Consider the following 12,178-nt stretch of genomic DNA (forward strand, 5'->3'; position numbering starts at 1 on the left):
TTGACTAACCATCAATGGACCAACGATATAGGCAATTAACCTAGTATATTTTTTATGCCATATGACTAGGTTCTTATGATTGTAAAACGTAAAACTCGGATAAATGATTAATTGCACTATCCAAATGAGTACTAGTAATCCGAAATCAATAAGTATCCCTAGTATATTAATTGACATTATAAATGCTTGATAATTTTTGAACTAAAAGGTTTCGTTATGGAATAAAAATAATCAATTAAGTTCCCTTCTTTGTTTATCAAATATTTTTGAAAATTCCACCTAACTGTAGAATTAGTTTTACCATTCAGTTCTTTATCAGTCAACCATTGATATAAAGGGTGCTGTTTGCTACCTTTTACATCTATTTTTTCAGTGAGTAAAAAATTCACGCCATAATTACGCTCACAAAAAGTTTTAATTTGAGAACTATCACCGGACTCTTGTCCTCCAAATTGATTACAGGGAACGCCTATAACCGTTAAGTTTTTATAAGTATCACTTAGTTTTTGTAAATCTTTATATTGATTGGTGAATCCACATTCTGAAGCCACATTCACAAATAGAATATAGTTGCCAATAAATTTAGAAAGGTCAATAGACTCACCCTCAAGTGAATTTATCTTTATGTCATAAATAGAAGTTTTGGTGCTTACAGATTTTTTGATGGGAGTCGTTTTTGCTTTTTCTATTTTTTTCATTGACTTAATTTTAAAATAAATTATCGGATACTAAGTGCCCGATTAGTTGTGCTGAGAATAGCTAGTATTTATGAATTTTAAAATAACAGTGTTTACTATTTTTGAATTACCAAACTAACATTGATAAACCTTTCTTGAACATTAACCAATCATTTAATGCAAAAATTTATCAATAAATAAGCTACTATTCTTTCTATACTTTTTAAACATTTTTTAAAAGCATATAACTTAATACCATTCTTTTAAGAATGGTATTAAGTTATAAAACTATAACCGTTCATCTGTTCAGTTTATGCTAATTGTTTAAGTAAACGCTTGTTCTCTGCACTTGCCACTATAGTTCTAAGTTCGAGTAAGCTTTTTTAATTTAAATAATTTTGTAATTCTGCAATCTTACTTGATGTATTAAATACACCACCATAAAAAGAAGTTACTGTCGCAGAGGTATCATCTTTAATTCCACGTGACGAAACGCATAAATGCTTTGCATCTATTATTACGGCTACATCTTCGGTTTCTAATATTTGTCTAAGCTCAGCAGCTATTTGATTTGTTAATCTCTCTTGTACCTGAGGTCTCTTGGCATAATATTGAACAATTCTATTAAGCTTTGAAAGTCCGATTACCTTACCAGAAGAAATATATGCGATATGGGCTTTACCTATAATCGGTACAAAGTGGTGCTCACAGTTCGAATAAAATGTTATATTTTTTTCTACCAGCATTTGATTGTACTGATATTTATTATCAAATAAGGCTACTTTAGGTTTATTAGCAGGGTTTAAACCTGAAAAGATTTCATCTATATACATTTTAGCAACACGATTAGGTGTTCCTTTCAATGAATCGTCTTCGAGATCTAGCCCCATAACATCCATTATTTGTGAGAATAAATCTGCTATTTTATCCTTTTTTTCTTCGTCAGATATTTTAAATGCATCTGATTTCATGGGAGTTTCAAGACCTGTGTAAATATGATCATCACCGATTTCTTCTTCCGAAAATCCATTTAATTTGTTTTCTTTAATAAGGGTATTCAACATAATTTCTTGGTGTTTCATATAGTTTAATCTTTAATTCTAAATTTGGTTCAATCTCAATTTTTAAAATATCGTAGATGACAATTGCAATATTTTCAACAGTCGGGTTGAGGGTTTTAAACTCTTTGGTGTCTAGATTTAGATTTTTATGGTCAAATCGTTTTAAAATTTTTTCTTCAATTAAATCAGATAAAATCTTGGTGTCTATTACGTAACCAGTATCCTCATTGCAGTAACCAATTACTTTTACCTCTAGTTCGTAGTTGTGCCCGTGAAAATTTGGATTATTACATTTTCCGAAGATTTCTTTGTTTTTCTCATCGCTCCAATTTGCATTGTGCAATCTGTGTGCTGCATTAAAATGTTCACATCTTACTATGGCTAGTTTATTCATGATTTAAAGAAAGTTTTTTAAAAATTTCGTTATTCAAAGGTATTTAATTTTGTTTAAGTAATTATGTTAAATATTAAACAAAATTCATAGATATAGAAAATACAAGGGTTGGTGAATGTTCGAAACGCATAATTTAGCACCGTCTTTGATGATTAAATTCATACTTTTTACTAATGGAATGAAAGAAAAACGCAGTAAATCCGTCTTTACATTTTGGGTGTAATTATAAGTTCTTAGGTTGAGTGATGCACGAAGTAACTTCTTCCTTTTCCGAATAAAAAGCTATAAAAAGTAAAAAGCCCTGTAAATAAACTATTTACAGGGCTTTTATTTTACAAGCTATTATTTATATCAGATAATAGTAGTATAGAATTGATTTTGAAAAAGTTTTTAAATCAAATACGGTAAAGCGAACATCTATCTATTCATAACTCTAGACAGGCTAGGGGCTAAATGTAGGATTTGTATAACAGTCTACTTTAAATATTTGTATTCCAAACCCTTTCATATCTTTTATTTAAATACAAATTATAATGCATTATCCATTATTTCCTGAACTACTTCTGGATTAAGTAAAGTACTTGTGTCACCTAAATTACTGGTGTCTTTATGAGCTATCTTGCGTAAAATACGACGCATGATTTTTCCGCTTCGTGTTTTAGGCAACCCATTTGTAAACTGAATTTTATCTAATTTTGCTATTGGTCCAATTTGCTCTGTAATTAACTGATTAATTTCTTTACGTAGATTATCATGATTTCTACTTTCACCTGTTTCTTTAAGTGTTACGTAACCATATAAAGCGTTTCCTTTAATATCATGAGGGAAACCTACAATGGCACTTTCTGCAACAGCAGGATGCTCATTAATTGCATCTTCAATTGGTGCTGTACCTAAGTTATGACCAGACACGATAATGACATCATCTACGCGACCTGTAATTCTGTAATAACCAACTTCGTCACGTAAAGCACCATCTCCTGTGAAGTACATATTTTCGTAAGCTGAAAAATAAGTGTCTTTATAGCGTTGGTGATTTCCCCAAATGGTTCTTGCGATACTTGGCCAGGGATATTTAATACACAAACGACCATCTACTTGGTTTCCTTTTATTTCTTTTCCTTGTTCATCCATTAATGCAGGCTGAATACCTATAAAAGGAAGCGTCGCATATGTTGGTTTTGTAGGGGTAGCAAATGCAATGGGCGTTATCATAATGCCTCCTGTTTCTGTTTGCCACCAAGTATCTACAATTGGTGATTTTTTCTTTCCGACATTATCATCGTACCAATGCCAGGCTTCTTCATTTATCGGCTCACCAACGGTGCCTAATACTTTTAAAGATGATAAATCATGTTTTTCTAAATGCTCTACACCTTCTTTTGCCAAGGCTCTAATAGCGGTAGGGGCTGTGTAAAATTGATTGACTTTATGTTTTTCAACAATTTCCCAAAAACGTCCAAAATCTGGATAGCTGGGGACACCTTCAAACATTACTGTTGTAGCACCATTACATAATGGACCATAGACAATATAACTATGCCCTGTAATCCAACCTATATCTGCTGTACACCAATACACATCTTGTTCTCTATACTGAAATACATTTTTAAAGGTATACGCGGTATAAACCATATAACCTGCGGTACTATGTACCATCCCTTTTGGTTTACCTGTGGATCCTGAAGTGTATAAAATGAATAATGGGTCTTCTGCATCCATGATTTCCGGTACACAGTCATGATACGCTTCGTCCAATAAAGGTTGTAGCCATTTATCACGACCATCCTTCATTTTAATTTCAGAATTGATACGTTTTGCAACCAAAACCGTATCTACACAATCACAATCTTCCAAGGCTTCATCTACAATTCCCTTTAGGTCGATAGTCTTTGCTCCTCTGTATGAACCGTCACTAGTAATAACTATTTTACAATCACTATCATTTATTCTAGTTGCCAATGCCGTTGAGGAAAATCCTGCAAATACGACAGAATGTATAGCTCCAATACGGGCACATGCTAAAACAGATATGGCCAATTCTGGAATCATTGGCAGGTAAATACACACTCTGTCTCCTTTTTTTATTCCACGTTCTTTTAAGACATTAGCAAATCTACATACTCTTTCATGCAACTCTCTGTAAGTTATATGAAGTGCTTTTTCGTCAGGATTATTAGGCTCAAAAATAATGGCAGTCTTATCTCCTCTGGTATATAAATGCCTGTCTATGCAGTTTTCGGTAATGTTTAATTTGGCTCCTTCAAACCATTTTACTTCTGGTTTTGAAAAATCCCAACTTAAAACGTTATCCCATTTTTTTCGCCACATAAAGTGTTCTTCAGCAATTTCTTCCCAAAAATTTTCAGGATTTCGGACAGATTTTCTATAGACCTGATAGTATTCTTCTAGATGTTTTATGTGATAATTACTCATGATTAGTTATTTTAATTATTTTTAAAAATCCCAATATTATGGGTTGTATAGACTAATTTTATTTCATTGATTATAGCAACATCATCAATGGTAGATGGTATATTATATTGCTGTTCGTCTGCGATGTTTCTTAATAATTTACGAAGAATTTTACCGCTTCGTGTTTTTGGTAAACGGGTAACGACTAATACATCTCTAAACGATGCTACCGCCCCAATTTCTTTTCTTACATCTTGTATGATTTCTTTTTGAATTACTTTTTCATCAGAAGCTTGATCAGATTTTAAAACGATTAATCCCAAAGGTTTTTGTCCTTTTAATTCGCAATGCACGCCAAAAACTGCGCATTCGGCTACAGCTTGGTGCGATGCCACAATTTCTTCCATCTCTGCTGTTGATAACCTGTGTCCGGCAACATTGATAATATCATCTACGCGACCGGTTATAAAAACATATCCATCTTCATCCTTGTACCCACCGTCCCCAGAAAAATAATATCCAGGAAAACGTTTTAAATAACCTGAATTAAAACGTTCTTGATTTCCCCATAGACTAGTTAATGTACCAGGTGGTAAAGGTAATTTTACAACAACATAGCCTTCGACATTTGCCGGCACTTCTTCGCCTTCTTCATTTAAGATTTGAATATCAAAACCACATACTGGAAAACTGGCAGAACCTGGTTTTACCTCTTGCAAAGCAACACCAACCATATTTGCAAGCATTGGCCAGCCGCTTTCGGTTTGCCACCAATGGTCAATGACCGGTACATTTAGTTTGCTTTCGGTCCATTTTAAAGTAGCCACATCACATCGTTCACCTGCTAAAAATTGATATTTTAAACAAGACATATCGTAACGCTTTAACATGTTACCGTTCGGGTCTTCTTTTTTTATCGCCCTAATTGCTGTTGGGGCAGTAAACATTACTTTTACGTTATGCTCGCTAATAACTCGCCAAAAAGTAGAAGCGTCGGGTGTTTTTATTGGTTTGCCTTCAAATAATATGGTTGTGTTTCGGTTTAATAAAGGACCGTATAGAATAAAGCTATGTCCTACCACCCAACCGACATCACTGGCCGCCCAAAATGTGTCTCCCTCTTCAAGGCCATAAACGTATTTCATAGAAAATTTCAAAGCCGTTGCATAACCACCTGTATCTCTAATAATTCCTTTTGGTGTTCCAGTAGTGCCAGACGTGTATAAAATATATGATGGATGGGTCGCTTTTAACGCAATTGCCTCAACTGAAGGCGATTTATCAACTAAGGTTTTATAGTCAATGTCATATGATTTCTCTTGTATTTCAACACCTAGTTTTCTGTCAAAAACAATTACGCTTTTTGGTTTGTTTTTCGCCTTTATAATTGCTTCATCTACAAAAGGTTTATAAGGAATATTACGATCTATTTCTATTCCATTAGATGCTGTTATTATAATTTTTGGTTTACAGTCGTCAATTCTAATAGCTAATTCATGAGGTGCAAAACCGCCAAAAACAACTGAATGAATTACACCAATTCTAACACAGGCTAGCATAGCATATAAGGCTTGAGGAATCATGGGCATGTATATGATACATGTATCTCCTTTTTTAAGGCCTAAACTTTGCAATCCTCCTGCTAGTTTTGAAACTTGATGATGTAATTGATTAAAGGTTACATTTTGTTTTGTATTGGTTACTGGAGAATCATAGATTATAGCATTTTGTTCTCCAAAACCATCTTTAATGTGCTTGTCAATACACAAATAACTCAAATTGAGTTCGCCGTTTTCAAACCATTGATCATAGTTGTATTTGTCTTTGGACAAAATGGTTCTTGGTGTTTTATACCACTCTAGCTCATCGGCTTGCAACTGCCAAAAACGTTCAGGATTATTAATGCTTTCATTATAAAATGCTGAATAATTCATGGCTTCGGGTTTTTAATATTGAATAGACCGAACCAATTGGGATTAAGAACCTTAAGTTTAATAAGAGACCAAGGTATAGCAATTAGGCATATACCAATTACAAGAGATTGTAATGGACTTATACCAGCTGCGCTTTCAAACTTTATTCTATAGAATAGCGTTAGTACAACATAGATAGTAATAACAATATCTGATGTACGAGGGTTAACTTGAAAATTCACGTCTTAAAATTTAATTAAACATCGTTTGTTTGCACACAAAACCAATATTTAAAAAGACTTATAAGACAACTTTTAAGCCATAAGTTCCAGAATTTCTGAAACTATTTTTTTAATAGAAAAGGGTTTTACTAAATATTTATCCGCTCCAAGTTTTAATCCCTTTTCAATATCTGAAGCTTTATTTTTAGCTGTTAGGAAAACTACTTTTGTAGCTTCTAAACTTTTTGAATCTTTAATATGTTTTAATGTTTGATAGCCGTCTACATTTGGCATCATAATATCTAATAACACAATGTCAGGAATATTATTTTTTAGAATCTCTAAAGCCTCACTTCCATCTCTCGCAATAAATACCTCAAAATCATTTTTTTTAAAGGCATATTCTAGGGACATTACGATATTTGGTTCGTCGTCCACAATTAAAATTTTCTTCATCATATAATCCTACACAATTTACTTAAACGGAAGCGTAAAAACAAATATAGCGCCTTTTTTTACTCCCTTTTTTGCCCATATTTTACCTTTATGCTTATCAACTATCTGCTTAGTAATCGCAAGGCCTAATCCACTTCCTTGCGGTTTTATAGTATTTTGGTTTTGTGATTGAAAAAATTTATCAAAAATATAATTATGGTCTTCCTCAGGAATTCCTTTTCCATTATCTGAAACAGAGAGTTCAATGGTATTATTACCTATCTTAAAATCTATAATAATCTCACCACTCTTTGGTTCACAGAATTTAATGGCATTAGAAATTAAATTGGTAAGTACTTGTAAAATAAGGTCTTCGTCAAATTTTACTTGAAATGAGTGCACATTCTTATTAATAATCTTGATTTCTTTTTTAACAGCAATCTGGGAAATACTTCCTATGGCTCTATTGATTGTTTTTTGAATGTCATGAGATTTTATATCGAGATGTAAACGACCAGTTTCAAGCTTTTCAAAATCAAGAATATTGTTTATTAAACGGCCTAAACGCTCTGAATCTTGAAGAATATTTTTTAAGAATTGCGTCTTGATATTTTTAGGCATGTCATCATCTTCGTCCATTAACAATTCTGTCGCTGCTCTAATGCCAGTAATTGGTGTTTTTAACTCGTGAGCGACCGTGTCTAAAAACTCATCTTTCTGTTTGTCTTTACTCACTAGCTCTTCATTAGCATTTTTTAACTTTGAAGATAATTGAGATAGTTCATTTGATTTTTCTAAAAGCACTTTATTACTTACAATATTCTCTTTTGATTCTTCTAAAATCTTTAATACTTCAACCAAACTAATCTCTTCTTCCTTAACAACGCCGGCTATCAATATTTTTGCTGACGCACTACCAATACTACCTGTTAACAGTTTTTCAGAAAAATTGATCAAACGCGCATCTGCCAATTGGGTATCTTTTGGTAATTTATATTTTGTAAAGAAAATATTTAACGCCCGTGTTGCTCTTTTGTCGCCTAAAAACCTAATCAATACATTTTTGATATCAGCAACATAGGCTTCACCTTTCCAGACCAATGCACTATCCTGTAGAGTTGAGAAATTTTTGCTATCTACGAACATTTCGGCATAGTTACGCTCTCTATAATTGCCTTTAGACAACAATGAGAACATTAAATAGCTTAACATATTAAAGGTCATACTCCAGAAAAAAGCATGAGCTGGCGGACTTAAAAAATCGATACCAAATAGGGCATATGGTTTTAAAGCTACATTACCTGCTAGCCCATACTGTATAAAATCATCGGTACCGGTATAAGCTTGTAATGTAAAAGGTAAGACCAAAGTATAAATAGCAATACCAAACCCAACTATAATACCTATTATAGCAGCTTTTGAAGAGCCTCTATTCCAGTATAAGCCTATAAAAAATGAAGGTGCTAATTGTGAAATTATTACAAATGAAATTAAACCTATTGAATACAACGACAATTCTTTTGAAAATGATACGTAAAAGAAATATGCCGATATAATTATGATAAAAATGGAAATTCTACGAATATTCTTTATGTATTTTGAATTTCGTTCTGGCTGATTTTTAATGAACTTATCTAGAAAACCATAAGGAATTATTAAGTTGTTACTTACCATTGTAGACAAGGCTAACGTAGAAACGATAACCATTGATATAACAGACGAAAACCCACCTAAAAAAACAAGTGTCGCTAAAAATGTATGACCTTCGGCTAAAGGAATTAATAATGTATAATATTCGGCATTTTCAGTATTTCCAAATGTTAGCCTTCCTGCCCAGGCAATGAAAATGACAAAGAAATTAAATAATAATAAGTACAATGGAAAAAGCCAAATTGCCTTTTTTAAATGTTTTTCTCTATTGTTTTCCAAGACAGACACCTGAAATTGTCTTGGCAATAAAAATATAGCCATAAAAGACAATGCAATCATAAAGAACCAATTGAATCCGTCTTCAACACCGCCAAGTGTGGTTAGTTGTTCAAAGTTCTCTGTTACCGAAATTTTATCGTAAAGATCTGTTGTGCCGTTAAATAGGAAAAAGGTTATGTACCCGCCGATCACTAGAAAGAATACTAATTTTAAAACGGACTCAAATGCTATAGAAGCGATGATACCTTTGTGTTTTTCTGAGGCATCTGTATTTTGGGTTCCAAAAAATGTTGCAAAAATAGCTAAGATCAAAGCCACATAAAAAGTAGAATCATTTAATATAATTGTTGAGCTATTACTAGTGTTATAAGACAATATTCCAAAAGTTTCAGACACAGCTTTTAACTGTAATGAAATGTATGGGATAGTACCAAAAAGGCAGACTATCGTTACTAAAGCTCCTAAAAACCGATTGTTTCCATAACGTAGTGAAATAAAATCTGCAATTGAAGAAATTTTATGTTGCTTAGAAATTCTTATAATTTTACGAAGAACGAGAATCCACAATGGCGCTGCTATAACAGGCCCTAAATAGATGGGCAAAAAGTCAATACCTGAATTTGCGGCAATGCCAATACTACCGTAATACGTCCAAGCCGAGCAATATACAGCTAAGGATAGTGTATATACATATGGGTTATTTACCCACTTGCTCTGATGTTTTTTTTCTCCTAGAAAAGCAATGTAAAACAACACTGCTAAATAAAGAATGATTATGGTAATTAAAGCGTAATTATTCATAATGTCTTTTTAAAACGATATATGAAATAATGATGGACACTAGCCAGATAGAAAATATAGAAAAGTAAAATGTTGGAACACCAAATACAGCTCCATTTAAGTTAAAGACAAGAATAAATGGGATATTAAAAATTAAAAATAAGGCTATTGATAAAACGATTAGTTTTTGTTCATGGCGTTTTTTCATTTAATTCTAGGTGTTGTTGATTACAAGATAATAAAAAAGCAACACTACCTTTAAAGTAGTGTTGCTTAAGGTGATAAAACTGTTTACTCTGAATAATATTTTTTTTTATTCATTGAAACAGACATTGCGAAAAAATATACTTTAATGCCCCGTTGCTTCACCAGCACCAGAAGGTATTCTTATATTTTCTACAATCTCTTGTACATTTTCAGGTGGGGCAGGAGTCATTCTTGAAATCACTACTGAAATCGCAAAGTTTACTATCATTGCCACAGTTCCAAATCCTTCTGGGGAAATACCAAACCACCAGCTTGAGCTTAAGCCTGATACGGCAGTTTTTCCTCCGTCAAAAATTCCAAATTTAAACTTTAACATATAAAACAACATTAATGACAATCCTACAATCATACCGGCAATAGCGCCTTCTTTGTTCATACGCTTGTCAAATATTCCCAATACAATGGCGGGAAAAAATGAAGCGGCGGCGAGACCAAAGGCGAGCGCGACGACGGCGGCGACAAATCCTGGTGGATTAATACCGAAGTAACCAGCAATTATTACTGCAACTGCAGCAGCTATTCTTGCAGCAGCAAGTTCACCTTTTTCGCTAATTTTTGGCATTAATATTTTCTTGAGTAAATCGTGAGATATTGATGAAGCAATTACTAATAATAGTCCTGCAGCAGTAGAGAGTGCAGCAGCTAAACCACCTGCTCCTACTAATGCTATAACCCAATTTGGTAATCTAGCAATTTCTGGATTTGCTAAAACCATAATATCACGGTCTATCGTTAACTCATTAGTTGCTTTGTCTGCATTATACTGTACAATGCCATCATTGTTTTTATCTTCAAATCCTAAAAGTCCCGTTTTTTCCCAGTTACCAAACCATTCAGGCATATCTGCATATTTTTGTTCACTTACCGTCTCAATAAGATTTACTCTTGCAAAAACAGCAACCGCAGGAACTGTTGTATATAAAATTGCAATAAACAATAGTGCCCAACCAGCAGACTTACGTGCATCTTTTACTTTAGGTACTGTAAAGAAACGAACAATTACATGCGGTAAACCTGCCGTACCAGCCATTAAGGCTAATGTAATAGCAAAGACATCCGTCATAGATTTACCACCGGAGGTATACTCACTAAAACCGAGTTGTGAATGCAAGCCGTCTAATTTATCTAATAAATAAACGCCGTCTTCTCCAGTTCCACCAAATCCTAGTTGTGGGATAGGGTTTCCTGTCATTTGGATTGAAATGAAAATAGCTGGCACCATAAATGCAAAAATTAATACACAATATTGCGCTACTTGAGTATATGTAATCCCTTTCATTCCACCTAAAACAGCATAGAATAGTACGATTGCCATACCAATATAAACACCATTGTCAATACTTACTTCTAGGTATCTGGAAAAAACAATTCCAACACCACGCATTTGACCAGCTACATATGTAAATGACACAATTAATGCTGCAATTACTGCAACAACACGTGCTACATTAGAATAATACCTGTCTCCAATAAAATCAGGAACAGTAAATTTTCCAAATTTCCTTAAATACGGTGCGAGTAGTAATGCCAATAGCACATATCCTCCTGTCCAACCCATTAAGTAAACAGAACCATCATATCCTCCGAAGGATACAATTCCCGCCAAGGATATAAATGATGCGGCAGACATCCAATCTGCGGCGGTTGCCATACCGTTAATAATTGGTGGTACACCACCACCGGCTACATAAAATTCTTTTGATGACCCTGCTCTAGCCCAAATCGCAATTCCTATGTAAAGTGCAAATGTTAGTCCTACTAGTATCCAGGTCCAAGTTAATATTCCCATAATATGTTTATTTTTTTAGTTAGTTTTTATTCGTCAAGACCATATTTTTTATCCAGTTTATTCATCAATCTTATATAGACGAATATTAGGACAACAAATACATAAATTGAACCTTGCTGTGCAAACCAGAACCCTAATTTGAACCCGCCTAGTTTAATAGTGTTTAATTCGTCAACGAATAAGATTCCAAAGACAAAGGATACTATAAACCAAATAGTTAATAAAATGGCTAAGTACCCAAGGTTTTCCTTCCAGTACGCCGTTGCGTTTTTTTGTTTATCAGACATAGTTTTTGTT

9 protein-coding genes are annotated in these 12,178 nt (G+C 33.5%); all 9 read right to left on the reverse strand.

What is annotated here, in order from left to right; all coding sequences use genetic code 11:
- Window positions 1-176: 176 nt before the first annotated feature.
- Complete coding sequence (locus ACPF9A_RS18185) at window positions 177-698, reverse strand: glutathione peroxidase (RefSeq protein ID WP_423999149.1); 522 nt, start codon at window positions 696-698, stop codon at window positions 177-179.
- Between the two features lie 362 nt (window positions 699-1,060).
- Window positions 1,061-1,759 carry a GTP cyclohydrolase I FolE gene (folE, locus tag ACPF9A_RS18190; RefSeq protein WP_423999151.1) on the reverse strand — a complete coding sequence of 233 codons (699 nt, stop codon included), beginning with the start codon at window positions 1,757-1,759 and terminating at the stop codon, window positions 1,061-1,063.
- The gene (locus ACPF9A_RS18195; protein WP_423999153.1) at window positions 1,722-2,132 is read right to left on the reverse strand and encodes a 6-pyruvoyl trahydropterin synthase family protein; all 411 of its coding nucleotides are present in this window, start codon (window positions 2,130-2,132) and stop codon (window positions 1,722-1,724) included. Before ACPF9A_RS18195 ends, folE begins: the two co-directional genes overlap by 38 nt.
- Window positions 2,133-2,660: 528 nt before the next feature.
- Complete coding sequence (gene acs / locus ACPF9A_RS18200) at window positions 2,661-4,568, reverse strand: acetate--CoA ligase (protein ID WP_423999155.1); 1,908 nt, start codon at window positions 4,566-4,568, stop codon at window positions 2,661-2,663.
- Between the two features lie 11 nt (window positions 4,569-4,579).
- The gene (locus ACPF9A_RS18205) at window positions 4,580-6,481 is read right to left on the reverse strand and encodes an acetate--CoA ligase (RefSeq protein ID WP_423999157.1); all 1,902 of its coding nucleotides are present in this window, start codon (window positions 6,479-6,481) and stop codon (window positions 4,580-4,582) included.
- 293 nt (window positions 6,482-6,774) lie between these two features.
- A complete protein-coding gene (locus tag ACPF9A_RS18210) occupies window positions 6,775-7,137 on the reverse strand; it encodes a response regulator transcription factor (protein WP_424004527.1) in 363 nt (120 codons plus the stop codon).
- 18 nt (window positions 7,138-7,155) lie between these two features.
- A complete protein-coding gene (locus ACPF9A_RS18215) occupies window positions 7,156-9,846 on the reverse strand; it encodes a sodium:solute symporter family transporter (protein ID WP_423999159.1) in 2,691 nt (896 codons plus the stop codon).
- A gap of 328 nt (window positions 9,847-10,174) precedes the next feature.
- Entirely contained in the window at window positions 10,175-11,881 is a 1,707-nt protein-coding gene (locus ACPF9A_RS18220) for a sodium:solute symporter family protein (protein WP_423999161.1), read from the reverse strand.
- Between the two features lie 26 nt (window positions 11,882-11,907).
- Complete coding sequence (locus ACPF9A_RS18225; RefSeq protein ID WP_423999163.1) at window positions 11,908-12,168, reverse strand: DUF4212 domain-containing protein; 261 nt, start codon at window positions 12,166-12,168, stop codon at window positions 11,908-11,910.
- Window positions 12,169-12,178 lie beyond the last annotated feature (10 nt).

It is taken from the genome of Maribacter sp. IgM3_T14_3 (assembly GCF_049603095.1).
GTDB lineage: Bacteria > Bacteroidota > Bacteroidia > Flavobacteriales > Flavobacteriaceae > Maribacter.

Excerpts from the sequence above, each read along its gene's own strand:
- ACPF9A_RS18185 (WP_423999149.1), bottom strand. The coding sequence starts at position 698 with ATGAAAAAAATAGAAAAAGCAAAAACGACTCCCATCAAAAAATCTGTA.
- folE (WP_423999151.1), bottom strand. The coding sequence starts at position 1,759 with ATGAAACACCAAGAAATTATGTTGAATACCCTTATTAAAGAAAACAAA.
- ACPF9A_RS18195 (WP_423999153.1), bottom strand. The coding sequence starts at position 2,132 with ATGAATAAACTAGCCATAGTAAGATGTGAACATTTTAATGCAGCACAC.
- acs (WP_423999155.1), bottom strand. The coding sequence starts at position 4,568 with ATGAGTAATTATCACATAAAACATCTAGAAGAATACTATCAGGTCTAT.
- ACPF9A_RS18205 (WP_423999157.1), bottom strand. The coding sequence starts at position 6,481 with ATGAATTATTCAGCATTTTATAATGAAAGCATTAATAATCCTGAACGT.
- ACPF9A_RS18210 (WP_424004527.1), bottom strand. The coding sequence starts at position 7,137 with ATGAAGAAAATTTTAATTGTGGACGACGAACCAAATATCGTAATGTCC.
- ACPF9A_RS18215 (WP_423999159.1), bottom strand. The coding sequence starts at position 9,846 with ATGAATAATTACGCTTTAATTACCATAATCATTCTTTATTTAGCAGTG.
- ACPF9A_RS18220 (WP_423999161.1), bottom strand. The coding sequence starts at position 11,881 with ATGGGAATATTAACTTGGACCTGGATACTAGTAGGACTAACATTTGCA.
- ACPF9A_RS18225 (WP_423999163.1), bottom strand. The coding sequence starts at position 12,168 with ATGTCTGATAAACAAAAAAACGCAACGGCGTACTGGAAGGAAAACCTT.